At 62.6% G+C, this 26284-nt stretch carries 29 protein-coding genes; 13 read left to right on the forward strand and 16 right to left on the reverse strand.

All coding sequences use genetic code 11. From position 1 onward, the window contains the following. The first annotated feature begins 190 nt into the window (after positions 1 to 190). Positions 191 to 595, forward strand: coding sequence for an SRPBCC family protein (locus BLW62_RS01285; RefSeq protein WP_090504037.1), 405 nt, complete (start codon positions 191 to 193; stop codon positions 593 to 595). Between the two features lie 20 nt (positions 596 to 615). On the opposite strand, the gene BLW62_RS01290 is transcribed toward BLW62_RS01285, so the two are convergent. Further along, positions 616 to 792, reverse strand: a complete 177-nt coding sequence (locus tag BLW62_RS01290; protein ID WP_245726644.1) for a hypothetical protein — start codon at positions 790 to 792, stop codon at positions 616 to 618. Between the two features lie 129 nt (positions 793 to 921). Between BLW62_RS01290 and BLW62_RS01295 the strand changes: the two genes are divergently transcribed. The 3 genes from BLW62_RS01295 (at position 922) to BLW62_RS01305 (ending at position 4333) form a co-directional block, all read left to right on the forward strand. Next, positions 922 to 1272 (forward strand): winged helix-turn-helix transcriptional regulator, encoded by a 351-nt coding sequence (locus BLW62_RS01295; RefSeq protein ID WP_090504040.1) that lies wholly within the window; start codon positions 922 to 924, stop codon positions 1270 to 1272. An 82-nt stretch (positions 1273 to 1354) separates the two neighbouring features. Further along, positions 1355 to 3646 carry a phosphoribosylformylglycinamidine synthase subunit PurL gene (gene purL, locus BLW62_RS01300; RefSeq protein WP_090504045.1) on the forward strand — a complete coding sequence of 764 codons (2292 nt, stop codon included), beginning with the start codon at positions 1355 to 1357 and terminating at the stop codon, positions 3644 to 3646. A 93-nt stretch (positions 3647 to 3739) separates the two neighbouring features. Then, positions 3740 to 4333, forward strand: a complete 594-nt coding sequence (locus BLW62_RS01305) for a response regulator transcription factor (RefSeq protein WP_090504049.1) — start codon at positions 3740 to 3742, stop codon at positions 4331 to 4333. Between the two features lie 39 nt (positions 4334 to 4372). Here BLW62_RS01305 and BLW62_RS01310 read toward each other — a convergent pair whose 3' ends face one another. The 5 genes from BLW62_RS01310 to BLW62_RS01330 form a co-directional block, all read right to left on the reverse strand. Beyond that, positions 4373 to 6358 carry a PAS domain-containing protein gene (locus tag BLW62_RS01310; RefSeq protein WP_090504053.1) on the reverse strand — a complete coding sequence of 662 codons (1986 nt, stop codon included), beginning with the start codon at positions 6356 to 6358 and terminating at the stop codon, positions 4373 to 4375. 212 nt (positions 6359 to 6570) lie between these two features. After that, entirely contained in the window at positions 6571 to 7560 is a 990-nt protein-coding gene (locus BLW62_RS01315) for an ornithine cyclodeaminase family protein (protein WP_090504060.1), read from the reverse strand. 92 nt (positions 7561 to 7652) lie between these two features. Beyond that, positions 7653 to 8813 carry a pyridoxal phosphate-dependent aminotransferase gene (locus tag BLW62_RS01320; protein WP_090504065.1) on the reverse strand — a complete coding sequence of 387 codons (1161 nt, stop codon included), beginning with the start codon at positions 8811 to 8813 and terminating at the stop codon, positions 7653 to 7655. 2 nt (positions 8814 to 8815) lie between these two features. Continuing rightward, positions 8816 to 9301 (reverse strand): Lrp/AsnC family transcriptional regulator, encoded by a 486-nt coding sequence (locus tag BLW62_RS01325; protein ID WP_090504069.1) that lies wholly within the window; start codon positions 9299 to 9301, stop codon positions 8816 to 8818. 376 nt (positions 9302 to 9677) lie between these two features. Further along, the gene (locus tag BLW62_RS01330) at positions 9678 to 10331 is read right to left on the reverse strand and encodes a hypothetical protein (protein ID WP_090504074.1); all 654 of its coding nucleotides are present in this window, start codon (positions 10329 to 10331) and stop codon (positions 9678 to 9680) included. 152 nt (positions 10332 to 10483) lie between these two features. Between BLW62_RS01330 and BLW62_RS01335 the strand changes: the two genes are divergently transcribed. Next, complete coding sequence (locus tag BLW62_RS01335) at positions 10484 to 11050, forward strand: thioredoxin family protein (RefSeq protein ID WP_090504078.1); 567 nt, start codon at positions 10484 to 10486, stop codon at positions 11048 to 11050. A gap of 43 nt (positions 11051 to 11093) precedes the next feature. On the opposite strand, the gene BLW62_RS01340 is transcribed toward BLW62_RS01335, so the two are convergent. Both BLW62_RS01340 and BLW62_RS01345 read right to left on the reverse strand, forming a co-directional pair. After that, entirely contained in the window at positions 11094 to 11525 is a 432-nt protein-coding gene (locus BLW62_RS01340; protein ID WP_090504082.1) for a PKD domain-containing protein, read from the reverse strand. 132 nt (positions 11526 to 11657) lie between these two features. Next, entirely contained in the window at positions 11658 to 12746 is a 1089-nt protein-coding gene (locus tag BLW62_RS01345) for an NADH:flavin oxidoreductase/NADH oxidase (RefSeq protein WP_090504087.1), read from the reverse strand. Positions 12747 to 12902: 156 nt separating this feature from the next. Here BLW62_RS01345 and BLW62_RS01350 point away from each other — a divergent pair, with 156 nt between their 5' ends. Beyond that, entirely contained in the window at positions 12903 to 13769 is an 867-nt protein-coding gene (locus tag BLW62_RS01350; protein ID WP_090504091.1) for a BtpA family protein, read from the forward strand. A gap of 23 nt (positions 13770 to 13792) precedes the next feature. Here the strand turns inward: BLW62_RS01350 and BLW62_RS01355 are convergent, their stop codons facing one another. The 4 genes from BLW62_RS01355 to BLW62_RS01370 all read right to left on the reverse strand — a co-directional run bounded on the left by BLW62_RS01355 (position 13793) and on the right by BLW62_RS01370 (position 17250). Continuing rightward, a complete protein-coding gene (locus BLW62_RS01355) occupies positions 13793 to 15034 on the reverse strand; it encodes a tripartite tricarboxylate transporter permease (RefSeq protein ID WP_090504094.1) in 1242 nt (413 codons plus the stop codon). A 160-nt stretch (positions 15035 to 15194) separates the two neighbouring features. Continuing rightward, entirely contained in the window at positions 15195 to 15545 is a 351-nt protein-coding gene (gene rpl12p / locus BLW62_RS01360; protein WP_076578241.1) for a 50S ribosomal protein P1, read from the reverse strand. Positions 15546 to 15563: 18 nt separating this feature from the next. After that, entirely contained in the window at positions 15564 to 16616 is a 1053-nt protein-coding gene (locus tag BLW62_RS01365) for a 50S ribosomal protein L10 (protein ID WP_090504098.1), read from the reverse strand. Between the two features lies 1 nt (position 16617). After that, the gene (locus BLW62_RS01370) at positions 16618 to 17250 is read right to left on the reverse strand and encodes a 50S ribosomal protein L1 (protein WP_090504101.1); all 633 of its coding nucleotides are present in this window, start codon (positions 17248 to 17250) and stop codon (positions 16618 to 16620) included. A gap of 298 nt (positions 17251 to 17548) precedes the next feature. On the opposite strand from BLW62_RS01370, the gene BLW62_RS01380 reads away from it, so the two are divergent. The 7 genes from BLW62_RS01380 to BLW62_RS01410 all read left to right on the forward strand — a co-directional run bounded on the left by BLW62_RS01380 (position 17549) and on the right by BLW62_RS01410 (position 23172). After that, entirely contained in the window at positions 17549 to 18154 is a 606-nt protein-coding gene (locus BLW62_RS01380; protein ID WP_090504110.1) for a hypothetical protein, read from the forward strand. 60 nt (positions 18155 to 18214) lie between these two features. After that, positions 18215 to 18583 carry a DUF7475 family protein gene (locus tag BLW62_RS01385; RefSeq protein ID WP_090504115.1) on the forward strand — a complete coding sequence of 123 codons (369 nt, stop codon included), beginning with the start codon at positions 18215 to 18217 and terminating at the stop codon, positions 18581 to 18583. A gap of 53 nt (positions 18584 to 18636) precedes the next feature. Then, entirely contained in the window at positions 18637 to 19383 is a 747-nt protein-coding gene (locus BLW62_RS01390; protein WP_245726645.1) for a CDP-alcohol phosphatidyltransferase family protein, read from the forward strand. A 243-nt stretch (positions 19384 to 19626) separates the two neighbouring features. Next, the gene (locus BLW62_RS01395; protein ID WP_090506373.1) at positions 19627 to 20652 is read left to right on the forward strand and encodes a zinc-dependent alcohol dehydrogenase; all 1026 of its coding nucleotides are present in this window, start codon (positions 19627 to 19629) and stop codon (positions 20650 to 20652) included. A gap of 73 nt (positions 20653 to 20725) precedes the next feature. Beyond that, positions 20726 to 21103: a 6-pyruvoyl trahydropterin synthase family protein gene (locus BLW62_RS01400; protein WP_090504121.1), complete on the forward strand. Its 378-nt coding sequence runs from the start codon at positions 20726 to 20728 to the stop codon at positions 21101 to 21103. A gap of 3 nt (positions 21104 to 21106) precedes the next feature. Further along, positions 21107 to 22213, forward strand: coding sequence for a glycosyltransferase family 4 protein (locus tag BLW62_RS01405; protein WP_090504123.1), 1107 nt, complete (start codon positions 21107 to 21109; stop codon positions 22211 to 22213). Next, positions 22210 to 23172 carry a hypothetical protein gene (locus BLW62_RS01410; RefSeq protein ID WP_090504125.1) on the forward strand — a complete coding sequence of 321 codons (963 nt, stop codon included), beginning with the start codon at positions 22210 to 22212 and terminating at the stop codon, positions 23170 to 23172. Before BLW62_RS01405 ends, BLW62_RS01410 begins: the two co-directional genes overlap by 4 nt. 125 nt (positions 23173 to 23297) lie before the next feature. On the opposite strand, the gene BLW62_RS01415 is transcribed toward BLW62_RS01410, so the two are convergent. From BLW62_RS01415 to BLW62_RS01430, 4 genes are all read right to left on the reverse strand, one after another. Next, positions 23298 to 23777, reverse strand: a complete 480-nt coding sequence (locus BLW62_RS01415; RefSeq protein ID WP_090504128.1) for a 50S ribosomal protein L11 — start codon at positions 23775 to 23777, stop codon at positions 23298 to 23300. A gap of 84 nt (positions 23778 to 23861) precedes the next feature. Then, the gene (gene cutA, locus BLW62_RS01420) at positions 23862 to 24164 is read right to left on the reverse strand and encodes a divalent-cation tolerance protein CutA (RefSeq protein ID WP_090504131.1); all 303 of its coding nucleotides are present in this window, start codon (positions 24162 to 24164) and stop codon (positions 23862 to 23864) included. 90 nt (positions 24165 to 24254) lie between these two features. Beyond that, positions 24255 to 24443: an HEWD family protein gene (locus tag BLW62_RS01425; protein ID WP_090504133.1), complete on the reverse strand. Its 189-nt coding sequence runs from the start codon at positions 24441 to 24443 to the stop codon at positions 24255 to 24257. A gap of 170 nt (positions 24444 to 24613) precedes the next feature. Further along, a complete protein-coding gene (locus BLW62_RS01430; protein WP_090504136.1) occupies positions 24614 to 26125 on the reverse strand; it encodes a phosphoenolpyruvate carboxykinase (ATP) in 1512 nt (503 codons plus the stop codon). Between the last annotated feature and the right edge of the window lie 159 nt (positions 26126 to 26284).

Below are 26284 nucleotides of genomic sequence, written 5' to 3' on the forward strand. Positions count from 1 at the left end.
GTGCTCAGCGAGCGCAATGATTGGCGAAACCCTTCCGGAAAACGGTCGACCGCCTCACCCGTTTCGCCATCTTTGACGATAGACCTCGAGTGCTGAGTGTGCTGTCCTCGAGCGATAGCGATCCCTTCTGGCGAGGGATCTCGAGTGAGGAAAATTCACATGGGCCTCGCCCGCGTAGCGACGCGTAGGGATGACTCGCGTTCGTCCGATACACACCCAAGACGGTCGCCGGATCGAGGTTTCTCACGTTCTCGAGGCACCCGCGGCGGACGCGTGGGAACTGCTCGTCGACACGACCGAGTGGCCGTCGTGGTCGCCGCTGGTTTCCGGCGTCGAATCGAGCGATCGGCGGATTCGAACGGGGACGACGGGGCGCGTCAGGCTCTCCGGAGTTTGGACGTCGTTTCACATCACGACCTGCGCGGACCGTCGCTGGACGTGGACGCTTTCGAGGCTGCCGGGTGCAACCCACCGCGTCGACGACCTCGAGAACCAGCGCTGTCGAATCGCGTTCGAACTGCCGGTGTACGCAGCGGGCTCAGTTCCGGTCACCCTTCGCGCACTCGAGAACCTCGAGGAGAGACTCGCCGAGTAACTGCAGCGGGTTCGCGGCGACTACGGCGGTCGCTCGAGGGCGAATCGATCGTCGGTTCGCGTGTAGAGACTGCCCGCGAGTCGGCCGACTGCGTCGACCTCGGAGACGTCGATTCGGTCCTCGAGTGTGACTGACTCGTCGAGGTGAACGTGGCGCACGTCACCCAGCACGAGCGTCTCGCGGGAGTCGTCAGTCACGAACGATACCTTCGAATCCGTGCGCATTCTGTTGGTGTGGTACTCGGCGGCACTGCTAACATGGTGTTAGTTGGTTTCGATCCGAACTGCTAAAGTGGTTCGTCCCATAGCCGTGGCCAGATCGAATAGATGGCGACCCAACAGCCGACGACGAAGACCGACGAACCGAACGCCTGCCCCGTTATCGAATCGCTCGAGCAAATCGGTTCGAAGTGGCGACTGGCCGTCCTGCACGAACTCCTCTCCGGCGAACAACGTTTCAACGAACTCAAACGCTCGACGGGCGCAAACGCCCGGACGCTCTCTCGCGTCCTCGACGACCTCGGCGAGATGGGGTTCGTCGAACGCAGACTCGAGGAAGATGCACCGGTGGCGACGTACTACAGTCTCACCGACAAGGGCAAGTCGCTTGATCCAGTGTTCGACGAGATCGAATGCTGGGCCGGATCGTGGCTCGACGACGAGCAACTCGAATTGTAGTCAGCCTCTCCGACGGCCCGTAGTTATGCACGAAGGTGGATATGGAAACCCATTTACTGCCCGACTTCCATCACCGACATGAATGAGTCTTGCCGATTCGGATCGCGAACTCGTCGTCGAGGAACTCGAGCGAGAGCCGACGCCGGCCGAGGCGGCGCTGTTCGAAAACCTCTGGAGTGAACACTGTGCATATCGCTCCTCGAGGCCGCTGCTGTCGGCGTTCGACAGTGAGGGCGAGCAGGTCGTCATCGGGCCGGGTGACGACGCGGCGGTTGTCGCACTACCGGGAAGCGAAGACGGCGGCCCAGCGGAGGGATCGACCTACATCACGATGGGTATCGAGAGCCACAATCACCCCTCGTACGTCGACCCGTTCGACGGGGCCGCGACGGGCGTGGGCGGCATCGTCCGGGACACCCTCTCGATGGGCGCGTACCCGATCGCACTCGCGGATTCGCTGTACTTCGGCGAGTTTGTCGAACCGCGTTCGACTGCCCGCCGATCCGACGATGTCGACCACGAGCACTCGAAGTATCTCTTCGAAGGCGTCGTCGAGGGAATCAGCCACTACGGCAACTGTATCGGCGTGCCGACGGTCGCGGGCAGCGTCGACTTCCACCCGGATTACGAGGGGAACCCGCTCGTCAACGTCGCCTGTATCGGTCTGACGAACGAGGAGCGACTCGTCACCGCCGAAGCCCAAGAGCCAGGAAACAAACTCGTACTCGTCGGCAACGGAACCGGGCGTGACGGCCTCGGCGGTGCCAGTTTCGCCAGCGAGGACCTCGCAGAAGACGCCGAAACCGAGGACCGACCAGCAGTCCAGGTCGGTGATCCCTACGCCGAGAAGTTGCTCATCGAAGCCAACGAGCAACTTATCGACGAGAACTTGGTCGAGTCCGCCCGCGACCTCGGTGCCGCCGGATTAGGCGGGGCCTCGAGCGAACTCGTTGCCAAAGGTGGTCTGGGAGCTCACATCGAACTCGAGCGCGTCCACCAGCGCGAACCGAACATGAACGCCCTCGAGATCCTGCTCGCCGAGTCCCAAGAGCGGATGTGTTACGAGGTCGAACCCGAAAACGTCGATCGCGTGCGTGAGATCACCGAGCGCTACGATCTGGGCTGTTCGGTCATCGGCGAGGTCACGGACGGAAACTATACGTGTACCTTCGACAGCGAGACCGTCGTCGACGTCGACGCCTACTTCCTCGGCGAGGGTGCACCGATGAACGACCTGCCGAGCGAGGAACCGACCCAGCCGGAAACGGACCTTCCGGAGGTCGACCTCGAGGAGGCCTTCGAAGCCGTTCTCTCGAGTCCGAACACGGCCTCGAAGCGGTGGGTCTACCGCCAATACGACCACGAGGTCGGCGTCCGAACGAGCGTCGGACCGGGCGACGACGCGGCGATTATTGCTATCAGGGAAGCGAGCGCGGAGCGTGACTCCGCAACCGAGTCGAGCGACGACGGCCCCGAAACCGGACAGGGCCTCGCAATCTCGTCGGGTGCGGCACCGAACTGGACGACCACCGCACCCTACGAAGGGGCGAAAGCGATTGCCTTAGAGAACGCGACGAACATCGCTGCGAAGGGAGCCACGCCCCTCGCAGCCGTCGACTGTCTCAACGGCGGCAACCCGGAGAAACCGGACGTCTACGGCGGTTTCGAGGGCATCGTCGACGGCCTCGCCGACATGTGCGAGACGCTCTCCGCGCCGGTCGTCGGCGGCAACGTCTCGTTGTACAACGACTCCGTCACCGGGCCGATTCCACCGACGCCGACGCTCGCGATGGTCGGAACCAAGGACGGGTACGACGCGCCGCCGCTGGCGATTTCGACGGATACGGACAGCACGCTCGTCCTCGTCGGCGACCTCACGCTCGGCAACGAGGGCGGCTCTACGACCGACGAGGCCCGTCTCGGCGGTTCCGAGTACCTCGCACAGTTCGGTGGAAGCGACGCGTTCCCGACGCTCTTCGACGAGCCAGCGGCCGTGATCGACGCGCTCGCCGACGTCGCGAACGACGACTCGACGCTCGCCGTCCACGACGTGAGCCACGGCGGTCTCGCCGTTTCGCTGGCCGAGATGGTCACGGACGACGCGGGACTCGAGGTTTCGCTTCCCGTCTCCGACGGCGCTGATGATGCAGCCGTCACAGGTGCGCTCTTCCACGAGCAACCCGGTCGAGCGGTGATCCAAACGGAATCGCCAGCAGCCGTCGCCGAGGCGTTCGAGGGCATTGCACCGGTCACCACGCTCGGTCAGCCGACGGCCGATGGAACGCTCGAGGTCAGCGCTGGCACGCATCAGTTCAGTATCGATGTCGCGGACATCCGCGAGCGACGCGCGACGATTGAACGCGCTCTCGAGTAACGATTTTGGGCCGTTAGACACGTGTACCCGGTATATTGATATGCCCCGGGTACAATTGAAATCACGAACCGAGAAGCTGGAGGATACTGTCTAATGGCCAGAGAACCCCCGTCTGTCCTGATCGTCGAAGACGAGCCTGATCTCGCTGATCTTTATGCGACCTGGCTCGCAGAATCGTGTACCGTCCAAACGGCCTACGATGGAGAGACGGCGCTGAATTCGATCGACGACGGTCTCGATATCGTGCTCCTCGATCGCCGAATGCCCGGACTCTCTGGCGATACGATTTTGACCACCATTCGAGATCGGAATCTCGATTGTCGGATTGCGATGGTGACCGCGGTCGAACCTGACTTCGACATCGTCGAAATGGGATTCGACGACTACCTCGTCAAGCCCGTCTCGAAAGACGAGTTGTGTTCGATCGTCGACCAGCTACACCTCCGCTCGAGTTACGACGATCAACTCCAAGAGTTCTTCGCGCTGGCATCGAAAAAGGCCCTCCTGGACGCCGAAAAAACCGAGGTAGAACGAAAGTCGAGTCGCGAGTACGACCGACTGCAGGACCGACTGGCAGTGCTTCGAGTCCAAGTCGACGACACGATGCAAGAACTCCTCGATCAAGATGGCTACCGCCGACTCTGTCAGGATCTCACGCGCGATACCTTGCTCGAAGAAACTTACTGACCGAACCCGGTAGACCGTCCGACAACGGCGTCTTCACATTCACGGAGCGAAGTCGGAATCTGACGTTTCCTCGAGTGTCGTTACGTCACTGATCTCGAGTCTCGTCCCTCCGTTGGTTCCGGTGTCGACGGTGAGCGTCCAGTCGTGTGCTTCGGCAATCGCCCGGACGAGAGCGAGTCCGAGTCCGTCCGTGTTTTCGCTCATGTCGCTTCGAACGCTCGATTTGCCGGTTACTGGCCTCCCATCGGCATCGTCAGCGTCTGAAAGTGGGTTTATCCCGCGTCCATCACCGTCGTGTTCGTGCACCGTTGGCTCGAGCACTCGCTCGTCTGCTGGTGGCGGAATCTCGGCTGCATCGTCGAGCAAGAAAAACCCGCGCGTGCGGTCGTCAGTGTCGAAGCCGAGGAGTCCGACCTGAATCGTAACGTCGTCGGTCGCTCGCGCGGCTGTGTCGTCGAACGCCGTCTCGAGGAGGCGGACGAACCGGTCGTCGTCGGCCCGAAGCGATGCAGAGCGCTCGACGACGACGCGTTCGCTCTCGAGGCGTGAGCGCTCGAGAGCGTCCGTGATCGCCGACTCGAGGTCGATTCTGGTCCGCGGCCCGACAGCCGATGCGTTTCGTGCGAACTCGCGAACGTCGTCGACGAGTCGTTCGGTTCGCTCGAGTGTCGTCTGGACGGTATCCTCCGCGAGTGGAAATTCCCACATTGGGTCGTGGGGCGTCTGCTCTCCCGAGAGAGCGTCGGCGAGCGTCGAGAGTTGTTGTTTGAGATCACTCGAGAGGACGTCTGCGACTGACTCGAGTCGGTCAGTCTGGCGCTCGAGTTCGGCCGTTCGCTCCCGAAGGACGTGCTCGCGCTGGGCGCGCTCGAGTGCGGCAAGAGTGTTCTCGACGAGTGTGGAGACGAGATCGACGTCGGTTTCGTCGAATTGGTGAGCCTCGAACGAACCGGTCATGAGTACACCGTGCGTGCCGATCGGTGCGATGATCTCCGATCGAATCGGCGTGTCGGGATTGTAGAGGTCGTCGACCGTCGCCAAATCGTCGAAGCGCTCGACGGTGCCGGATTCGAACACGTCCCAGACGAGCCCCTCGCCGGGAGAGAATCGCGGCAATCCGCCGAACTCGTCGTGTGCACCGGCCGTTCCGGCGACTGGGTCGAGGTAGCCGTACTCGTCGTCGAGGAGCCACACGCCACTGATCGGGAGATTGAGTAGGTCGCTCCCCGCATGAACGGCGATCGCACAGATCTCTTCTGGGTCGTCTGACTCGAGGAGCCAGCGGGTAATTTCGTGGAGGGACGTGACGACGCGCTCGTACTCGCGTCGGTCGGTGACGTCACGGATGACGGCTGCGACCGTCGCGACGTCGTCTTCGATCGGGACGAATCGGAACTCGCCGATTCGATCGGTTCCGTCGGCGTCGGTGAACGGTAACTCGAGGTGTCTGTCGACGGCGTTACCGACGTCGACATCGGTGATCGCCTGGCCGATTTGAATCGCGTGCTCGTCGTCGATACCGGCGCGTTTGGTGAGGAACTCGATGTGTTTCCCGACGAGATTCGACCGGTCGATGCCGAGAAGCGCCTCGGTTGCGCCGTTGACCGTGACGAGGTTTCGATCGCGATCGAGCGTGAGGACGGCGTCGTGAACGGCCTCGACGACTGCCGCGTGCTGTGCGAGCGACGCCTCCTGTGTTTTCCGCGCGGTAACGTCTCGCATGTAGACCGACAGTCCGTCCTCGGCGGGATACGCGCGGGCTTCGAACCAGGTCTCGAGGTGGGCGTGATAGATCTCGAAGGAGACGGGGACCTGTTCGTCCATCGCGCGGTGGAACCGATCCGGAAACTGCGTTTCGACGGTCGTAGGGAACTCGTCCCACATGACGCGTCCGATGAGGTCGGCTCGAGATCGCTTGAGAAGAGTCTCTGCTCGCTCGTTCAGATACGTGAAGCGAAAATCCGTATCGAGCGCGAAGAATGCATCAGTAACTCGATCGAGCAGTGGTTCTGATCGTCCCGTCATCGCTCGACACCCCTTTCGTTACTCGATAGCACCGGCTCACCCTTCCACCCCAGCTTCCAACTGGGTTTTGGTTTCGGTAGTCCGAGCCCCCCACCACAGAGCATCGTGACTCGCCCCGTCACTGTGGTCATCGAGAGAGTAGTAGAGTTACCTTCGGGTGGTGCCTATTTCAGTGTCGTGGCCACACTTTGACGCATCCGTGGCTGCGTCGCTCACAACGACAGTGACTCACCCAGTCCTCGTTCTTCAGCCCGTTCGAAGACGAACGTCGCCGCCCCAGCATCCAACACCGCCGAACCGACGCTCTCGAGGACGAGAATCTCCGCCGACGACGTTCGGCCAGTCCGTCCCACCAACACGTCGCCGAATGGCACGACCTCGAGGTCGGCGTGCTCGCGGAGATCTCCCGTCTCACGTGCTTCTTCGGGAACGTCCGCGAACACGCGAGTGGCACGTTCGATCGTTCGATTGTCGAGTTCCCGCATTTCGGGTGTGTAGGCACCGACGGCGACGACGAGCGCGCCGGGTGCCAGTGCATCCCCCGGAAACACCGGCTCCGTGCTCGTCGTGGTCGTGACGACGACGTCGGCGTTTTCGACGGCACCCCGTGGACTCGAGGCCGCGTCCGTCCGAACGCCGAGTTCGGACTCGAGGGCTCGCGCGCACTCGAATCGCGAATCGCTCGGCGAGTAGATTCGGATCGACTCGAGTCGGTCGGCACCGATGGCGGCCGCGATGGCACGCGTTTGCCAGCGAGCCTGTGTACCGGCGCCGATGACGCCCACCTCGAGCGGGCCAGCGGAGGCGAGTTCGCGAGCGGCGAGTCCGCCGATACAGCCCGTTCTGGCGTTGGTAATTCGATTTCCTGCGAGGTAGCCCACGGGCTGTCCGGTTTCGGCGTCGGTGAGCGCGATCTGTGCGGTGACGGTCGGTAGCTCCCGCTCGGAATTGTCCGGACAGACGGCGACGAGTTTCGTCGCGGCGTACGGTGTGCCGTGGATGTACGCCGGCATACAGAGGCCGGTCCCAGTCGGTTGCTCGGGTGCGTCCGGATTCGTCCCTCTCCCGATTGGATAGTGTGGCCGCTCCGGTCGTTCGATGGCCCCCTCGCGTTGCTTTTCGAACGCTTCGGCGACGACGGGAAGCAACGCCTCGAGGTCGAGAACGGACGACACGTCTGCGTCGGAGAGGACGCGAACCATGTCGGTATCTCGTGGTTCGATCACTTCAGTGTGCGTGTCCTCGCAGAATCGGCTCTGACGGTGTAAATTGAGGATCTCGTCGGAGAGGGACCTCAGGCGTGGTCGTCGACGAACGCCTCGATCCGAGCGAGAGCCTGTCGGAGGTCCTCGAGTCCCGTCGCGTAGGAGACCCGAAGGTGTCCGTCGCCGCCCTCGCCGAAGACGTCGCCGGGAACGACGGCGACCCCTTGTTCGCGCAGGACTTCTTCGGCGAACTCCGCTGCGGTGAAACCCGCTGGTACCTCGGGGAAACAGTAGAATGCGCCCTTGGCTTCGAAGACGTCCATGCCGATTTCCCGGAAGCGCGAGAGGACGAACTGCCGTCGTCGATCGTACTGGTCGACCATCTCTCGGACCTCGTTCTCACAAGACTCGAGGGCCTCGAGTGCGGCGTGTTGAGCCGTGGTCGGTGCCGAGAGCATCGTGTACTGGTGTATCTTGTTCATCGCGTTGATGGCCTCGGCGGGGCCGAGCGCGTAGCCGAGTCGCAGTCCGGTCATCGCGTGGGCCTTCGAGAAGCCGTTGAACACGATTGTGCGCTCGCGCATGCCCTCGAACGTCGCGATGGAGGTGTGCTCGTTTCCGTCGTAGGTTAGTTCGGCGTAGATTTCGTCCGAGAGCACCGTCAGATTGTGCTCGCGGGCGAACTCGGCGATCGGCTCGAGATCCTCCTCCGTCATGATCGCCCCCGTCGGGTTGTTCGGATAACAGAGGACGAGCATGTCGGCTTCGTCCGCGCCTGCGTCCTCGAGTGCGTCGACCGTCAGTCGGAAATCGTCGGCCTCGGTCGTCGGAACTGGTAGCGCCTCACCCCCTGCGAAGACGACACCGGGTTCGTAGGAGATGTACGACGGCTGGGCGATGGCGACCGTGTCGCCGGGATCGACGAACGCACGAAAGGCCAGGTCGACCGCTTCGCTCGCGCCGGCGGTGACAAGTATCTCTTCGTCCGGGCCGTACCCTAATCCGAATCGGTTGGCGACGTACTCGGAGATCGCCTCGCGGAGTTCGCGCGTTCCTCGATTCGCCGTGTACGAGGTCTTTCCTTGCTCGAGTGACGTGATCGCTGCGTCGCGGGCCGCCCATGGCGTAGCGAAATCGGGTTCACCGACGCCCAGTGAGATGACGTCGTCTCGTTCCTCGGCGATTTCGAAAAAGCGCCGAATTCCCGATGGCGGCACCGTCTGGACGCGTTCGGACAGTTCGAACGTCATGATTAGGGTGAGAACGAGAGCCGTTCGTCGTCTTCGCCGTCACCGAGTTCGATCCCGTGTTCCTTGTAGGAGGTCATCATGTAGTGGGTAACCGTCTGGGTGATCTCGGGGACTGGCGCGACCTTTTCGCTGATGAACTGTGAAACCTCGCGAATGGAGTCGCCCTCGACTTCCATGTCGAAGTCGTAGTCGCCACTGACTAATCGCAAGGCTTTGACCTGCGGGAATCGCGCGAGGCGCTCTGCGATATCTCCGTAGCCGGTCTCCCGGTCGAGACGAACGTTGAGTTCGACCTCCGCTCGGACGCGTTCGTCTTCCAGTTTGTCCCAGTCGACGACTGCCTGATAGCCGCGGACGACACCTGCGTCTTCGAGTTCCTGGATCGTCGTCTCGACCTCCGACTCCTCGAGGTCGGTCATTCGTGCGATATCGGCGCTCGAATATCGCGCGTTCTCACGAAGCAACTCGAGTACCTCGCGTTCGCTCATAGTTCTCCGAAGCGCGAGCGCGAGTAAAGGTCTACCGTTGTTCGCTCGAAAAAACCGACGGGAACGGCTTGGCCGACGATCAATGCAGCGACGCCTCACACCGTGGGCAGATTCGAGACTGCATCGGCACGTCTCGGCCACACTCTGGGCACGTGATGTCCTCCTCCTGTTGGAATGGGTATGCTCGGCTCATCGTTCCCCTCACGTGAGACTCCCACAGGGATGCCTATAAACGCATTCGGCGCTGCTGGTGACTCTCAGGGGCAGTGAATCCTCACTCGAGTCGGGTCTGTAGACGAGTCGCGAGGGACGCAAAACGTGTCACACCCCTAGTCACGGGTGGACTGCCACCGTTCGCCCGCTTCCTCCGGTACGATTACCGATAGTTCTTGAACAAGATTGCTCGCACGTCGTCTTTCGTCTGGACGTCTTCCGTCGTGCCGTCGGGCAGTTCGACGCTGTAGCGGAAGTCGGCCGAACTGGATTCCTCCCACTTGTCGTCGTGGGTCTCGAGTAGGCTCATCATCTCGTCGAGCATGTCGTCGTCGTCAGCTGACCCGCCACTCGCACTCGCTTGTCCCGAGTCGCTTTCGCTGTCGTCTTCGTCGCCGTCCGCGTCTTCGCTGTCGGCCTCGTCCTCGCTGTCATTTTCGTCCGCATCGTCGCCAGCCCCGTCCGTTGCTTCATCGACATCGTCGCCAGCCGCGTCGTCCGCACCGTCTTCGTCCGACCCCTCGTCGCCGCCGTCGCCGTCGTCTTCGATGTAGGAGACTTCCTCGAGGTCCTCCGGCGTCGATTTGCCCTCGATTGCGGCCCCGACCGAGGCGGCGACGTCGTCGGTCGCCGAGGAGTCGAGGTCTGCCTCGAGTTCGATCTCGAGTTCGTCCTCGCCGTCTATGTTGTCGATCAGGAACTGGACGGCGTCGCGTTCGCGGACGAAGCCGTACTTTCCGACGACCTCCTCGGAAATCGCTTCACGAAGGTGCTGGATGACTGCATACTGTTCGTCGGTGACCTCGAGCGTCTTCATACACTACCGATGTTGCGGGGGGTACAAATATGTGAGCCGTCCTGACGTACACGATTCACGACTGGTTTCCGCGTGAAGGGCGAGAGCCTCATCAGGAACACCGCTGTGGACCGAACACGACATTTACAACCGACTGTCTGTAACTGAAAGCTATGGTACTCGAAGAATCCGACACCGACCTCAAAGCGGGCGAGACGCCACCCGACTTCGAACTCGAAGCGTCAGACGGTGAGACGTACACGCTCGAGTCCTTCGAAGACGCCGAGGCGTTGCTCGTCGTCTTCACGTGCAATCACTGTCCGTACGCGAAAGCGAAGTTCGACCTGCTCAACGACATCGCAGCCGAGTACGACGACGTTTCGGTCGTCGGTATCAACCCGAACGACGCCGAGGAGTATCCCGACGACTCACTCGAGTCGATGCGCGAGTACGTCGACGCCGGCGAAATCGAGTACGACGCGTACCTGCGAGACGCGGACCAAACGGTCGCGAAGTCCTACGGCGCGGTCTGCACTCCCGACCCGTTCCTCTTTCGCCGAGGCGAGGACGGCGACTTCGAACTGGCCTATCAGGGTCGACTCGACGACGCGTTGAACCCAGAGGACGAACCGTCGCGGATTCACGTCCGCGAAGCGATCGATTCGATTCTCGCCGGAGAGGCCGTCGATCTCGAGTGGCGACCCTCCCAGGGCTGTTCGATCAAGTGGACCGACGAGTAACTTCCTCACAATATCCGCTGGAGTCCGTCGCGCCTGCAACACCTTATTCGACGTCGAATTCGCCGATCTGTCGACGCGCGTGAAGCGAGCAGACGTACGACGAGAGCTCTGCCGTCGCCGTGAACTCGAGTACATCTCGCTCGCCTTCGTCGGCCATCGTGTCCGTCGCCAGATCGTCGACGATGGCGTCGCCGTCGTCCCACAATTGGAGATCGTGTTCCATGCCGTCGCCGTTGATCCACTCGATTTCGTAGCGTTCGTCCTCCTCGAGGACGAACGTCGGATTCTCCGATCCCTCGATCTCCTCCGGTTCGACGCCTTCCCAGTGGGAGTTGTAGCCCTCGATAACGATCGTCGTCTCGGGATCGATTTCGAACGCTTCGGCGTCGTCGCTTCCCAGACAACCCGCTGTGGCGATTGTTGCCACCGAGGCACCCGTTACCCCTAGTACCGTTCGTCTCGTGTAGTCGGCCATAGATTCCTGCTCGTGTGTATCGATCGACGAATATTGACTAGTCCAGACGATTCCCACGGCGTGAGAGTGGGTCCACTTCCGAATGCAATTCGGCCTCGCATCTCACGCATCAGCCGTGGCCGCGCCGCGAGCCTACCGTACAGCGCGTCGGTACTGCACGGGCCAGCGCGAGGACGCATCCTCCTCGAGCGCACTGGCCGCGTGAACGCCGAAGTACGGGTCGCGAAGGAACTCCCGGCCGACGAGCACGAGGTCGGCACGGTCGTTTCGAATCAGCGCATCTGCCTGCTCCGGTTCAGTGACGCCGCCGACGGTACCGACAGCGACGTCGGTCTCCGTACCGATCGTCTCGGCCAGTGGGACCTGGAAGTTCGGTCCGCCCGGCACCGCTTGCTCGGGGTGGAGTCCGCCCGAACTAACGTCGACTAGATCGACGCCGAGCGCCTCGAGGTCGTCTGCGAGTCGAACGGATTGTTCAATATCCCACGACGGCTGGTTCTCGAGCCAGTCGGTGCCCGAGATTCTGACGAACACCGGCTTCTCCTCGGGCCAGACGTCGCGGACAGCCGAGACGACCTCGCGGAGGAGGCGCGTTCGGTTCTCGAAGCTTCCACCGTAGTCGTCCTCGCGTCGGTTCGTGACGGGTGAGAGAAACTCGTGGAGCAAGTAGCCGTGGGCCGCGTGGACTTCCGCGATTTCGAATCCGGCCTCGAGCGAGCGCTCGGCGGCGGCGCCGTAGGCGTCGATCACGTCCTGAATATCGTCGACCGTCGCCTTTCGAATCGCCGGCTTCTCTCCTTCGAACGGCGGGTACGCCTCAGGCGACGGTGAGAGGACCTCCCAGCCGCCGTCGTCGGGGTCGATCGGGACGTTGCCGTCCCACGGGCGACACTTGCTGGCCTTGTGGCCCGCGTGAGCGAGTTGAATCGCCGGGACCCCACCCTGTTCGCGGATGAACCGCGTGGTCTTCGCGAGGGAAGCGGCGTGCTCGTCGCTCCAGATGCCGAGGTCGCTCGGCGTGATTCGGCCTCTGGGTTCGACGGCCGTCGCCTCGGTCATGACGATACCGGCACCGCCGACGGCACGACTGCCAAGGTGGACGTGGTGCCACTCGGTTGGCATGCCGTCAGCCTCACAGGAGTACTGACACATCGGAGAGACAGCGATCCGATTCGGCACCTCGAGATCACGAATCGACAGCGGATCCACTAGCGTAGACATCGCCCGCCTCTTCTAACGGTGGAGAGAAAACGCCCTCGGACGAGGGCGTCCTTGCCGCCTCGACGACGAGCGAACCGGCCGACCACCGATCCGTCCCACCGGAACGCGCCGACGGATTCCACACCGACTTTTCTCACTCGAGTCCACAGCCAAACTATGCCGACACCGTTACTCGACAGGTTCGACGCCGAGACGCCCGTCGTCGGGATGGTCCACCTCTTGGCGCTTCCCGGCGCACCAGGGTTCGCGGGTTCCCGCGAGACCATTCGTGCCCGAGCGCTCGAGGACGCACGTCGACTCGAGGCTGGCGGCGTCGACGGGATCATCGTCGAGAACTTCGGCGATGCACCGTTTTATCCCGAGGACGTTCCGAAGCACGTGGTCGCGGAGGTGAGCGCGATGGCGACCGAACTGACGACCGAACTCGACATTCCAGTCGGCGTGAACGTGCTCCGAAACGACGCGGACGCGGCGCTTTCAGTCGCTGCTGCCGCCGAGGCCGACTTCATCCGCGTGAACGTCCACGTGGGCGCGGCGGCGACCGATCAGGGGGTCCTCGAGGGACGAGCACACGACACGCTCAGGCTTCGCGACCGCATCGACGCCGACGTCGCAATCCTCGCCGACGTACACGTCAAACACGCGTCGCCGGTCGGCGAACCCACAATCGAACGGACCGCACTCGAGACAGCGGAACGTGGTATGGCCGACGGCGTCGTCGTTTCCGGGGCTGGAACCGGCGTCGAAACGGCACTCGAGGACGTCGATCAGGTGGTGGAAACGCTTTCAGAGTCCGCAACCGACGGCGACGCCGATTCCGACCCTCGAACGCCCGTCTTCGTCGGCAGCGGCGTGACCCCTGAAACCGTCGGCGACTGCCTCGAAGCCGGTGCGGACGGCGTCATCATCGGTACGGCACTCAAAGAGGGAGCAGAAACGACGAACCCCGTGTCTCGCGAGCGAGTCGAAACAGTCGTCGCTGCACGCGACGCTGCACTCGCTCAGGATTCGAACGATACATAGGATTGCTCGAGGAGGGAGTCGATTCAGCCAGCGAGCATCAACGGACCGATCAGGACGCCCATCAGGTGGACGCGACGCGCCTGAAACCGAACCGGGACCATCCCGATGGCGGCCGCGACGAAGAAGACGACGATCCCGAAGAGACCCGCGAATAGAAACGAGAGCACACACAAGAGCCCGAGCACGACGACGGAGATTTTCCAGTAGGCCAGTTGGCCGACGAACTCGAGATAGACGTCTCCGACGACGATCACGAGCACGAAACCGATCACCCCAGCGAGGACGACTCCGACGAGCAAGATCGGGAGTTCGAGCGGCGCGTTCGCGTTCTCGAAGGCGACCATCACGCCCGTTCGCGGCTGGCCGATGGCGACCAGCGCGAACAGGGCGAAAATCGTGTTAGCGGTATCGACGCCGCTCGTCGCGACGATGTAGCCTCGGTCCCCGGAGCGGCCGGGAACGAATAGAAGGACGGCTACGGCGGCGATCGCCGCCGAAATTCCCGGAATGTAGCCGACAACGGCACCGGCGAGCGCGCCCGCGAGCGCAGTCACGGCGACGAGCCATCCCGGCATGGCGATCGCTCGCTCGCGCTGTGGTGGAACGCCGCCACCACGGATCGCATCGATCAACACCGGTGCGCCGAAGAGGCCGGCGAAGATCGGGGCGAGCATGCCGCCACCCTCGAGTGGAGCGTCCGGCGAGAGGTCGAGCGTGTACAGTCCTAATACGGTCGCAAGGACGAACGAGAAGAGTGCACCCACTCGAGCGCGTCGCGTGAACTCCGAGGCGATCAGCGCGACGACGACCATCGCGAGTAAGAGGGGAAGGTTGTCACGAATCGTCGGATATGCGGCCGTTACGCCCCACGTGATCGGCAGCGCCAGCGGAATCGCGGCCAGGACGGCGAGGATGCTCCCGAGTGCTGAGAGTCTGATCGCCTCGTATCCCCGTCCCTCCTGGACCATTCTGTGTGCCGGCAGCGTCGTTACGGCCATCTCCGCGTCGGGGACACCCAGTGCCATCGCGGGGACAGCATTGAGGAACGTGTGAACGACGCCCGCAGCGAGCATCGCACAGCCGACGAATAGCGGATCCCCGGGAACGGACGCCGCGACGCCGGCGAGCAAGAGGGCGAAATTGTTCGCGTGGAGCCCGGGAACGAGCCCGCTCAAACTGCCCAGAAACGCACCCCCAAGCGTCCAGCCGAGTAACTGTAGCGTGAGCGTCGGATCGGCGACAAACTCGACCGGAGTAACGGCCATCGATGTCTCTGGCCGCGGCTTCGTTTATTAACCCTCGTCCGACTGCGTCACTCGAGCGCACGGAGAATCGATGGCGCTGACCGACGGCGTCGCCACTCGCCGGCGATCGTCATAAAAATTCGAGGTTGGTGTCGACGAAACGTCGCCGTCTCGAACCGAGTTAGCCGAAGAGTTCGCCGAGGCCCTCGCCGCCGGCCTCTTCGTCTTCGTCATCGTCGTCATCGTCGTCCGTCGTGTCCGGGACGTCACTCGTCTCTTCGACGTCTTCGTCGTCTCCGCCTGCTGCGGCACCGCCTGCTGCAGCGCCACCCGCTGCGGCACCGCCTGCGGGAACGGCAGCAGCCTCGGAGACTGCATCGTCGATGTCGACGTCCTCGAGTGCAGCGACGAGCGCCTTGACTCGGGATTCTTCGACGTCGACGCCGGCAGCGTCGAGTACGTTCGTCAGGTTGTCTTCGTTGAGCTCTTCGTCAGTTTCGTTCAGGATGAGTGCAGCGTAAACGTATTCCATTGTTGTGTCCTCCAGTTGTTATCCAAACATTGCGCCGAGTCCTTCGCCGCCACTTGCGTCATCGTCGTCATCGTCATCGTCGTCTTCGTCGGCGTCGGCGTCGGCGTTGGATTCAGCGTCGTCTGGTTCGTCTGTCGATTCGTCCTCGCCCTCGTCCGATGCCGTCTCGGCAGCGGGTGCCTCGACGCCCTGTAGTTCCTCAGGCAGGGCGTCCTCGTCGTCGATCTGGGCCGCGAGCGCACGCAGTTGTGCGTCGGCCTTGGAGACGAGGTCGGGCATCAGGTCTTCGTCCTCGATGGCGGCCTGCAGGCCGAGGCTCTTGGCCTCGCCCGTCGCCTTGGCGATGAGCGTTGGCGCGGTCGCTTCGGTCGGGTAGCTCGCGTTGACCGAGAGGTTGCGAGCGCGAGCGGCAGCCGTCGCCACGTCGCTCTCGTAGGCCTCGACGTCGATGTCGAGGTCCTCGGGGTCGAACTGAACGCCCTCGGCGACGACCGATCGCAGGTCGAGCCCGACTTCCTTGGGCTCGATACCGAGTTCGTTGAGAACGTTCGAAAGGTCCGCGGAGACTTCCTCGCCGGCCTCTAAGACCGTGGAGTCTTCCATGACCTGAATCGAGCCGTCCTCGATGCGCGCGTTCGCACCGATGCTCTGCAGTTCGCCGACGAACGGCCCCGGGTCGACACCGGTGTCACCCTCTGGGATGACGATGTCGTTCGGGGCGACTTCGCCCTCGTTGATCGGAGCGGGCGTCTTCGACGCCTCGAGTTCCTTGTAGAGGGTGAATGGGTTGTCGTTCGTTCCGACCAGGCCGACCTGACCTTCGACCTCACCGACGAGGTCGCCGAGGCCAGTGCTTTCGAGCGCACGGACTTGCAGGGTGTTACGGCTCACACGGAGTTCGGCGGTGCCGTAAAGACCGCGTCGCATGTCCTGAAGCTGTTTGCTCGGAATGCCAGCAATACCGACGACGCCGACGCTCTCGTAGCTCTCGATGAGTTCCTCGAGTTCGTCGACTTCTTCTTGCTTCCACTGGGGAAGGTTCTCGGTTTTGCGGTCTGCCTGTGCGCTCATGTTAGGCCACCTCCACAGACGGGCCCATGGTCGTCTTTACGAAGACGCCATCGATGTTTTGTGGGCCCTTCTCGAGGTCGGCGTGCAGACGTCGCAGGATGACGTCGATGTTGTCTGCAATTCCTTCAGCATCCATATCTTCGGCACCGACGAGCGTGTGGAACGTTCGTCGGTCGCCGGAGCGAAGTTGCACGGTATTCTTGAGTCTGTTGACGGTCTCGACGACGTCGTCGTCGGGAGCGAGCGGGTCCGGCATCTTTCCGCGGGGACCGAGGATGGTACCCAGGTGCCGGGCGATATCTTGCATCATCGCCTCTTCGGCGATGAAGAAGTCCGTCTCGTCCGCCATATCTTTGGCTTCGTCGTCGTCCAGATCGGCCACGTCGTCACCCGAGAGAACCTCGTCCGCCGCCTCTTCGGCGCGGACTGCGGTTTCTCCCTCGGCGATGACGGCGATAATCGTTTCCTGGCCGGTTCCGGACGGCAGGACGATAGACTCGTCAACACGATTCGACGGTTCGTTGAGGTCGAGGTCGCGCAGATTGATCGCGAGGTCTACCGTTTCGGTAAAGTTCCGTTCCGGTGAGTCCTCGAGTGCGCGAGCGACTGCTGTTTCAATATCCGAATCTGCCATCGTTCACCTCCGTAGTACGCAGGAGTGCTCCTACGGGTCAGTGAAACAGGCTACGCCTGTCTCCCTTGAACGAAATGCCATCTCGAACTTAAACCCGTCGAAGCGCGTTCCCCGACAGCCCTCGAGCACTATCACGTTTTCACACACCTCTCGAAAGTAACCCTCGAAATCAGCTCTGTACCCAACGTGATCCACACTGTGGACGACCATCGTCGGCTTCAACGACCGAATATCTCAATTTCGATGAAAGTAATCTAAAAGCGAAGTTCTATTAGATGTGAATGTATATACCACGTTCATGCGGCCAGTAGATTCATATAACATCGATGGGGCAGCACTTGAGTCAATCGGCCAACCAGCCGTGATTACCGGCGGACTCGAGGCGTATTTGGCACTGGAGGCGCTCGAGCGCGCCGGAGTTCAGTTCGGACTCACGCTCGTCGTTGCGATGGTCGTACTCGGGTTGGTGCAGGGATTCGGACCCGAAACGGTAACCAAATCGCGAAAGAGTCCCGTCATTTCGATCTGTATCGGGACACCGGCGTTACTCGTTCTCGTCGGACTCGTCACCGGCGGTTACATGATCGTCGGCACGACGCTCGGTTCGTTCTTCGGCTTACTGATGGTGACACTGGGGATGACCGTTATCCCGATCTTGACCGTTCTCGGATTCGTGGCAATCGGCCAGTCGATCGCCTCACGACTGGGACGAAACCAGTTGTGGGCCGGCGTGTTCGTCGGGAGTCTCCTCAGCGGCGTGGTGGGCCTTTCCCTCGTAACGACGCTGCTCGCCGCACTCTTCGCCGGGACGCTCGGGATCGGTGCCGGTGTTCGCGTGATGCGCAGCACCGGTGGTTCGACGAGTCCGAGCGAACGGACGGTTCCGCCCGCGAACAAAATGTAAGCACCCGCTACTCGAGTAACCCGTCGGAAGCTGTTTTTGAGTCGCCATCGAGACCACCGTATGACCGCTGCGAACCGAGTCGCGTCCGCCTCACTCACGCCCCTCCACTTGGCGGCGATCGGACTCGCGCTCGTCACCGGGCTCGTTCACCTGATTCTGGGACTCGAGTTCCTCCCTCACTGGATGGGACTCGCCTTCCTGTTCGCGACTGCAGGCTTCCTGCTGGGGATCGGACTCGTCGTCGCTGACTACCGGCGACCGACGGTCTATCTCCTCGGAATTCCGTTCACGGGCGTACAGATCGTGCTCTGGTACGTCCTGAACGAACCGGCGACCGTCGCCGATCTCTCGAGTGCAGAGCTGATCGACAAACTCGCACAGATCCTGCTCATCGTCGCGCTGGTACTCCTCTATCGGCGAGAGCGATGACCGACGAAACGCGCGTTGGGCGCTCACGAGCCAGTTCCCCCTGTTGGATCACTATGAGTGCGGGACACGTCGCGATGGTGGTCGGAACGCTTCTCGCTCTCGAGTTGGTCTGGCCCGCTGGCCCGTCGCGTGCGTTTCTCGGCACGGTCGCGCTCGTCGTCGTTCTCGAGTTGGTCCTCGTATGGATCCTCTTCGATGAAGGGGGGTCGATATCGGCGAAACCAGCTCAGTCACCACGAGATGCGACGGGGCAGTCGGTTACACTCGCGACGTGGGTGACCATCGCCCGCGCTGGGGCGGTTGTGGTCCTCGCCGGATTCGTCGCGACTGGACTCCCAACGGAGTCGGGGATCGGTCCCTGGGCCCCGGCCGCGTTGTTCGCGGTCGCGATGGTCTTCGACGCCGTCGACGGTGCGGTCGCCCGACGAACGAACAGCGAGACGGCGTTCGGCTCGCGACTCGACGTCGAAGTGGACGCGCTGGCAATTCTCGTGGGCTCCGTCGTGGCCATCGCTGCCGGGACGCTCCCGCTCGTCTTCGTCGCCGTTGCCGTCGCCCGGTACCTGTTCGTCGCCGGCCGACGGTGGCGAACGTGGCGCGGGCGGGGCGTGTCGACACTCCCGCCGAATCGGCTCCGTCGGCCACTCGGCGGCCTCGCCATGGTCGCCGTGTTGCTCGCTTTGACACCGGTTCCCGGCCCGGCCGTTTCGTACTGGCTCGGTTTGCTCGTCGCCGTTCCCGTTCTCGCGAACTTCTGTTGGGATTGGCTCGCGGTTTCCGGCCGTCTCGAGCGAGGGTGAATCACCAAACATAACCGCCACCTACGGGTCGGAAACGCTCGTCTACACCGACCGGTCGTCGGCGCGCGACAACCGGAAGCACCGTATGGCCACCGTACCGACGCCGTTGAAACCCGTACTGACGCCGTTCGCACAAACGACCAAGTGGGGTGACGTGGAAGACGGCCCAGCGTGACCGACTCTGACGCCGAGGACACCCCGTCGTCGGCCGGTGGTCCTCCACGATCCAATCGGCGAGCGACGATGCGATCTTCGAGCGACGCTCACGGCCTGGTTTTTACGGGTCCGAAGAGCGTCGCCGTCGAATCGAACTCGATCCCGGAACCGGGATCTACTGACGTACTCGTTCGGACGAGAACGTCGGCGATCAGCGCCGGTACGGAGGGGCTGATTTTCCGGGGGGACGCCCCGACGAACCTCGCGGCCGACGACGAACTCGAGGCCCTCGAGGGGGATCTCTCCTTTCCACTTCGGTACGGCTACGCCGCGGTCGGCGAAGTCGTCGCTGTCGGCGACGATGTGGCCGAAAAGTGGCTCGATCGAACCGTCTTCGCGTACAACGCCCACGAGAGTCACTTTCTCGCCGAGCCTAGCGACCTCTTTCCCGTCCCCGACAGAATCTCGCCGCGCGAAGCAGCCCTCTTCGCGAACCTCGAGACCGCGATCACGCTCCTACTGGACGGTGAACCTCGGCTCGGCGAGCACGTCGCCGTCTTCGGACAGGGAACCGTCGGCTTGTTGACGACGGCGCTGCTCGCCCACGCGCCACTCGAGACGCTGCTTACGTTCGAACCGCACGCGAAGCGCCGTCGCCACTCCGAACGCCTCGGTGCGGATCAGTCGTTCGACCCGACCGATCGGGAGTTCCCCGACATCGTTCGAGCAGTCACTGACGCGCGGACGGACCTGACGTACGAACTCTCTGGGAACCCCGCGGCCCTGAACGACGCCATCGCGTCGACGGGCTTCGACGGCCGCGTGCTCGTCGGTTCGTGGTACGGCACGAAGCCAGCTAGCCTCGATCTCGGCGGTCGATTTCACCGCGACCGAATCGACATCCGAAGTTCGCAGGTGAGTACGATCGATCCGCGCCTCTCGGGGCGGTGGTCTCGCGAACGCCGTCACGACCTCACCTGGCAGTGGCTCGAGCGACTCGAGGTCACACCGCTCGTCACGCACGAAATCCCACTCGAGGACGCCGCGACGGCCTACGAGCTACTCGAAGAGCGACCTGACGAGGCCATCCAGATCCTGTTGACCTACGACTGAGCGTCGTTTGTCTCTCCTTCATCCGCTGCGAGTAGCCCCGGTCGTTTTGCCGGATGCTGGCGTACGACTGAGTATGTATTCGGTGTCCGTCTCTCGGGAACTTATCGCCCAACACTACCTGACCGTTCCGGACCCCGGAGCGGAAGGGAAACTCCACTCCCACCGATACACGGTCGAGGCGACGCTTCGAGGGCCCGAGTTGGACGAACGGGCGTATCTCGTGAACATCGACCGATTGTGCGAAACGATGGACGCGCTCGCCGCGTTCTACAGTGACCGGACGCTCAACGACCTCGACGCGTTCGAGGGTGCCAACCCGAGCACCGAACGCTTCGCGCGCTGTTTCGGCGACCGACTCCTCGAGCACCTCGATCCGGACGGCGTTTCCGAACTTCGAATCGCCATCGACGAAGACGATGTGGCCAGCGTGGCCCACGAACGGACGTGCTGACCGATGAGGGTTGGCCTCGTCGTCGACGGCGACCTCGAGCAGGCAACCGGCGGCTATCGTTACGACCGCAAACTCGTCGAGTTTCTCGAGTCACGGGGAGATACCGTCGACGTGATTTCGCTTTCCGAAGCGTCCGAGGAGTCCGTCGGCGATCGGACCGGCGCTGCCCCCTCGAGCGAACTGCAGACGCGCCTCGATCGACCCTACGACGTCCTCTTGCAGGACGAACTCTGTTACGCGAGGCTACTCGAGTACAACCCCCGACTCGAGCGTCCGGGATCGCTCGTTTCGCTCGTTCACCTCCTCCGAGCGCCCGACCCAACGGTCTACGATCCGCGTGCTCGCGAACGCGAATGGCGCTATCTCGAGTCGGTCGACGCGGCGATCTGTACCAGCGAGTACACGCGGGATCGGACGCTCGCCCTCGCCGGCACGGACCTCCCGACACAGGTCGCACACCCCGCTGGTCGTCACGACGGGCCAGCGTTGACGCCGGACACAGTCGAGACGCGTGCTCACCGCGATCCATTTCGTGTCGTCTCCGTCGGCACGCTCGAAGCACGAAAGAACGTCACGACCCTCCTCGAGGCGCTCGCTCGACTCGACAGTTCGTCGACGGAGTGGTCGCTCACCGTCGTCGGTCGCGAGGATGACGATCCGGCGTACGCCAGCGTGGCCCGCGAACGAGCAGCCGAACTCGGTATCGACGATCGGGTGACGTTCACCGGAGAGGTGGAGACAGCGGCCCTCGAGTCGATTCTCGAGGGTGCACACGTTCTCGCTGTTCCCTCTCGCTACGAAGGATTCGGCATGGCCTACCTCGAGGCGATGGAGTACGGCGTCGTCCCAATCGCCGGCACCGTCGGCGGCGCGCGCGAGATCGTCTCCGACGGCGAGAACGGGTTTTTGATCGATCCGACCGACTCGAGACGACTTGCGGACCGACTCGAGCGTCTGGCAACCGATCGAGACCGTTTGGCGACCCTCGGCGTCGAGGCGCTGCAAACCGCTCGGGATCACCCGTCGTGGACGGACACGCTGGAACCCGTCCGTGAATTTCTCCGCCGATCGATCCACCGGTCGGGACGCACCGACGGTGAGCAACCGTGACGACCTCGTTTCTCACGTACCTCGAGGCCAAACGGACCGTGGACGACAGCGCGCTCGATCGGCGCGTCCTCGAGCAGTTTACGAACGCGCTCTCGAATCGGGACGGACCGGTTCGACTCGTCGAACTCGGTGTCGGCGTCGGCGCGATGCTCTCTCGACTGATCGAGTGGGACGTGCTTCCGCCGCGCGTTTCCTACCGCGGCGTCGATATCGACTCGTCGTGTATCGTTCGCGCGCGAGAGCGCGTCCCGAAACGCCTCGAGTCCGCGGGCTACACGGTCGGTGCGCCCCGCTCCGTGGGCAACGAAACGGTCGAAGACGGTGTTCCGAAGGCGACGTCGTTCGTAGCAACGTGGGCTCCCTCGAGCGACGATGAGACTGCCACTGAAATCGAAATCACGCTCGAGGTCGCAGACGCGTTCGCACTCGAGGACGACGCGGACGCCGTCATCGCGGCGGCGCTCCTCGATATCGTGGACCTCGAGTCCACGTTGGCGGCGATTGAATCCCTTCTCGCACCCGGCGGCCTGTGCTACGCGCCGATCACGTACGACGGGTCGACTGCGTTCACACCCCGCGATTCGCTCGACGCGAGCATCGAGGCGCAGTACCACCACCACATGGACGAGGTTCGCCCCGCTGGGGGGAGTCGTGCCGGCTCGGCGCTCCTCGAGTCGGTAGCGGACCGTCCCTGGTCGCTCCTCGCGGCCGGGAGCGGGGACTGGGTCGTGTCTCCAGTCGACGGCGGGTATCCCCACCGTGAGCGAGCAGTCGTCTCGCACGTCCTCGAAACGATGGCCGACGCGCTCGCGGCCGTTCCCTCGAGTGATCTTCCCGAGGAATCGCGGCTTCCGGCGGAGAAACGGCGTCGCTGGTTCGAGCGCCGACACGCAGAACTCGAGGCGGAGAGACTCGGCTACGTCGCGCACAATGTAGACGTCGTGACTCGAGTGCCGTAATCGATCAGCGTCGCTTGGCGTCTCGAGAAACGCAAAACCCGTTCTCGTTCGAGCGTCGGTCGCGGCTTACAAATTAGCCGACGCGCCGACGCACTCACTACGCTCGTGTTCGAGTGCTGGCCTCGTTACGCTTCAGCCAGGACGTCGTCGTACTCGCCGCTGTCGACTTTCTCCTTGAACGCTCGAGCGTCGTCGCCTTCGATGGTGACGCCCATGGAGGCGCAGGTGCCGACGACTTCCTTCGCGGCGTTGATCGTATCGTAGGCGAGCAAGTCGGGGTGTTTTTGCTCGGCGATCGTCTTGACCTGCTCGACCGAGAGGTCGGCGACGAAGTCTTCCTGTGGTTCGCCGCTGCCGGTGTCGAACCCGGCTTCGTCCTTGACGAGTGCGGCCGTCGGTGGGACACCGACGTCGATTTCGAAGGAGCCGTCTTCTTCGTAGTCGACGGTGACGGGCACTTCCGTGCCGTCGAACGCCGCAGTCTCGTCGTTGATCTGTTGTACAACCGCCTGCACGTCGACGGGAGTCGGTCCGAGCTCGGGACCGAGCGGTGGGCCAGGGTTGGCCTGGCCACCCGGAACGAGCACTTCGATGGTTCCAGCCATACCCGTGAAAACCCGCGCGCGAGTTTTAAGGGTTGCTTTTTCGGGCAGTCGTGTCTGTGAAAGTGTGTCGCACGTACGGCGTCCTTACTCCAGGGCGTCTGCTCGCCACTCGGCGAACGACTCGAGGACGTGTGCCTCGTCGAATCGTTCGATACAGGGGACGTCGTGGGGGTGAATCTCCTCGAGTCGCTCGACCAGATCCTCGTACGCGTCGTCGGTCGTCTTCGCGAGCAAGACGGCTTCGTCGTTGTGGTGGATTTCGCCATCCCAGTGATAGGTTGACGTCGTCGACAATCGATTTACGCAGGCCGCGAGACGTTCTTCGACCAGCGTGTTGGCGATTGCCTCGGCGTCGGCCGGTGGCGCGGTGATATAGACGGTTGGCATACAGCCGACTACGGGTGAGTGTACAAAAAGAATCCTGCACACGCTCGTGAGACGACTCGAGCGTGTGCGAGCATCTAAGACAAATCGCGGTTACTCGGGTCCAGAAACTGGATTGAACGTCCCGTTGATGTCCCACTCGTGGAGACAGTGGGGATTCCCAACCTGCTTCTCGCCGTCTTCGTGGACGAGTTGCCAGGCTTCGAGGGAGGTATCCCAGTGTTCTGCTCGTTCGCACCGTTCACAAACGCGGGCGGTTGGCGTGCGTACGTCTACACTCATTACGCCACTGTGAGAACTACACGCACATAACGGTATTCATGACAGGCAAGTGCTGTCACGTCCGCTATAGTACCACCTGAACCGAGTTACACACTGATCTAGCTCACTCGAGGCGAGTGAAAATCGAAACACCGGCTCAAAAATAGGGGCGCTGGCTCCCCGTATGTCGATTAGTAAACGGCGTCCGCGATCTCTTCTCGGAGTTCGTCGAACTGCTCGAGGTAATCACGTCGGTCGGCGCGCAGTTCGGCGAGGGCCGCCTCGTAGTCCTCGACGTGGTCGGGGACATAGTAGTCCGCGATGTCCAGTCCGGGAACCGATTCGGGGATGGTCAGTCCCGTCTGATCGTCGTCACGCCATTCGATCGTGTCTCGAGCGGTTTCGGTCAGGATCGTGACGGACTCCTCGACGCCGATATCTGCAGACTTCTCGCCGAGATAGCCCGTGTTGATGACGTAACACTCGACGTCGAGCGCCTCGATCAGATCCTGGAAGATGTTTCCTTCCTCTCCTTCCGGGCCGATGATGAACGGGTTCGTTCCGACGACGCGGATCGATTCGCCTGCTCGAGAGGGGTCACCCGCGCTGGTCTCGATCGATTCGCCGAGCATGAACGCGACGGCGGCTTGCCGCTCGTTGAGTTTCGCGACCGGCGGCATCAGGGGGTTTCGGGTGATGAAAAAGACCTGATCGATCCGCTCGAGGTCGATTTCCTCGTCTGCACTCTCGAGTTCATCGCGCTGGACGATGGCACGCGAGTTCGCCGTGTATCGGTCCTCGTCGAAGTGCACCGTGCCGTCGTCGTCGACGGCGACGTTCTCGAGGATAGCGGAGTCGTCGGTCGCTGCCTCGTAGAGTTCGGGCTGTTCGTCTTCATCGAGGCCGATCGTCTTGATGTAGAGGCCCTCACCCTCGCTGCCCGGAACGGAGCCGTCGGGCAGGAGACCACAGACGTCGTCCTGAAGCATCGCGGCGTCCTCGTCGTCCTCGAGCCAGCACCCGTGTGAAGTGAGCGTCGATTTGCCAGTCGCCGAGAGACCCATGAACACCTGCCCGACAGTTTGGAGGTCGTCGTTTTCGTTACGGACGCGGACGCGTTTGCTGCCAGCGTGGAGGCCGAGTCCGCCCTGTTTTTTGAGCTGGTACATGAACAACCGGAGGAACGACTTCTTGGCTTCGCCGGTGTAGTCGCTGCCGAGTACCGTCGTCACGCCTTCCTCCGGAAGGACGCGGATCGCAGTCTCGTCGTAGTCAGGTAATTGGACCGTAACGAGGTCAGGTTCTCGGCCGTCGGTGGGTTCGAACAGATTCGCCCACGCGAGGGCGATTCGGGCGTAGTCGACGGGGACGAAGAGCCGACAGCAGTACGTCGCGTCTGCGTGACGACCCATGAGTCGGTCGACGCAGACCAGTTCTCGGTTTCCTGCGAGTTCGAGCGCGGTGTCGACGAGGTCGCGATCGCGGGCGTCGAACTCGCTATCTTTGGCGTTTTTCGTCCGATCGGAACTCCGCGAGCGGTACTCGCTGACGTACGACGGCGAGTCGAATTCGGTCGTCGTCTCGTCGTCGGCTGCAAGTTCGCGAAGCTCCTCGAGTGATGGGTTGTATCGAACGTTCGACGCAGTTTTCGGGTCGGGAAGCTGTCGGGCCAGCGGACGGGACTCCGTCCCGGTTTCGGACATATACGTAACCCACCATCAGCCCGGTGTATAAACATGAAGGATTCTGACCGACGTGTGTCACATCTTACCCTGAAGCAAACTGACGTATGGGAGTTCATACCCGCTCGCGGCGATTTATAACCAGTACGTTATCCGACCAAAAGCTGTCTGAACAAAGAT

The sequence above is a fragment of the Natronorubrum sediminis genome (assembly GCF_900108095.1).
GTDB classification, from domain to species: domain Archaea; phylum Halobacteriota; class Halobacteria; order Halobacteriales; family Natrialbaceae; genus Natronorubrum; species Natronorubrum sediminis.

Excerpts from the sequence above, each read along its gene's own strand:
- BLW62_RS01285 (WP_090504037.1), top strand. The coding sequence starts at position 191 with ATGACTCGCGTTCGTCCGATACACACCCAAGACGGTCGCCGGATCGAG.
- BLW62_RS01295 (WP_090504040.1), top strand. The coding sequence starts at position 922 with ATGGCGACCCAACAGCCGACGACGAAGACCGACGAACCGAACGCCTGC.
- purL (WP_090504045.1), top strand. The coding sequence starts at position 1,355 with ATGAGTCTTGCCGATTCGGATCGCGAACTCGTCGTCGAGGAACTCGAG.
- BLW62_RS01305 (WP_090504049.1), top strand. The coding sequence starts at position 3,740 with ATGGCCAGAGAACCCCCGTCTGTCCTGATCGTCGAAGACGAGCCTGAT.
- BLW62_RS01310 (WP_090504053.1), bottom strand. The coding sequence starts at position 6,358 with ATGACGGGACGATCAGAACCACTGCTCGATCGAGTTACTGATGCATTC.
- BLW62_RS01315 (WP_090504060.1), bottom strand. The coding sequence starts at position 7,560 with ATGGTTCGCGTCCTCTCCGACGCAGACGTGTCGTCCGTTCTCGACCTC.
- BLW62_RS01320 (WP_090504065.1), bottom strand. The coding sequence starts at position 8,813 with ATGACGTTCGAACTGTCCGAACGCGTCCAGACGGTGCCGCCATCGGGA.
- BLW62_RS01325 (WP_090504069.1), bottom strand. The coding sequence starts at position 9,301 with ATGAGCGAACGCGAGGTACTCGAGTTGCTTCGTGAGAACGCGCGATAT.
- BLW62_RS01330 (WP_090504074.1), bottom strand. The coding sequence starts at position 10,331 with ATGAAGACGCTCGAGGTCACCGACGAACAGTATGCAGTCATCCAGCAC.
- BLW62_RS01335 (WP_090504078.1), top strand. The coding sequence starts at position 10,484 with ATGGTACTCGAAGAATCCGACACCGACCTCAAAGCGGGCGAGACGCCA.
- BLW62_RS01340 (WP_090504082.1), bottom strand. The coding sequence starts at position 11,525 with ATGGCCGACTACACGAGACGAACGGTACTAGGGGTAACGGGTGCCTCG.
- BLW62_RS01345 (WP_090504087.1), bottom strand. The coding sequence starts at position 12,746 with ATGTCTACGCTAGTGGATCCGCTGTCGATTCGTGATCTCGAGGTGCCG.
- BLW62_RS01350 (WP_090504091.1), top strand. The coding sequence starts at position 12,903 with ATGCCGACACCGTTACTCGACAGGTTCGACGCCGAGACGCCCGTCGTC.
- BLW62_RS01355 (WP_090504094.1), bottom strand. The coding sequence starts at position 15,034 with ATGGCCGTTACTCCGGTCGAGTTTGTCGCCGATCCGACGCTCACGCTA.
- rpl12p (WP_076578241.1), bottom strand. The coding sequence starts at position 15,545 with ATGGAATACGTTTACGCTGCACTCATCCTGAACGAAACTGACGAAGAG.
- BLW62_RS01365 (WP_090504098.1), bottom strand. The coding sequence starts at position 16,616 with ATGAGCGCACAGGCAGACCGCAAAACCGAGAACCTTCCCCAGTGGAAG.
- BLW62_RS01370 (WP_090504101.1), bottom strand. The coding sequence starts at position 17,250 with ATGGCAGATTCGGATATTGAAACAGCAGTCGCTCGCGCACTCGAGGAC.
- BLW62_RS01380 (WP_090504110.1), top strand. The coding sequence starts at position 17,549 with ATGCGGCCAGTAGATTCATATAACATCGATGGGGCAGCACTTGAGTCA.
- BLW62_RS01385 (WP_090504115.1), top strand. The coding sequence starts at position 18,215 with ATGACCGCTGCGAACCGAGTCGCGTCCGCCTCACTCACGCCCCTCCAC.
- BLW62_RS01390 (WP_245726645.1), top strand. The coding sequence starts at position 18,637 with ATGAGTGCGGGACACGTCGCGATGGTGGTCGGAACGCTTCTCGCTCTC.
- BLW62_RS01395 (WP_090506373.1), top strand. The coding sequence starts at position 19,627 with ATGCGATCTTCGAGCGACGCTCACGGCCTGGTTTTTACGGGTCCGAAG.
- BLW62_RS01400 (WP_090504121.1), top strand. The coding sequence starts at position 20,726 with ATGTATTCGGTGTCCGTCTCTCGGGAACTTATCGCCCAACACTACCTG.
- BLW62_RS01405 (WP_090504123.1), top strand. The coding sequence starts at position 21,107 with ATGAGGGTTGGCCTCGTCGTCGACGGCGACCTCGAGCAGGCAACCGGC.
- BLW62_RS01415 (WP_090504128.1), bottom strand. The coding sequence starts at position 23,777 with ATGGCTGGAACCATCGAAGTGCTCGTTCCGGGTGGCCAGGCCAACCCT.
- cutA (WP_090504131.1), bottom strand. The coding sequence starts at position 24,164 with ATGCCAACCGTCTATATCACCGCGCCACCGGCCGACGCCGAGGCAATC.
- BLW62_RS01425 (WP_090504133.1), bottom strand. The coding sequence starts at position 24,443 with ATGAGTGTAGACGTACGCACGCCAACCGCCCGCGTTTGTGAACGGTGC.
- BLW62_RS01430 (WP_090504136.1), bottom strand. The coding sequence starts at position 26,125 with ATGTCCGAAACCGGGACGGAGTCCCGTCCGCTGGCCCGACAGCTTCCC.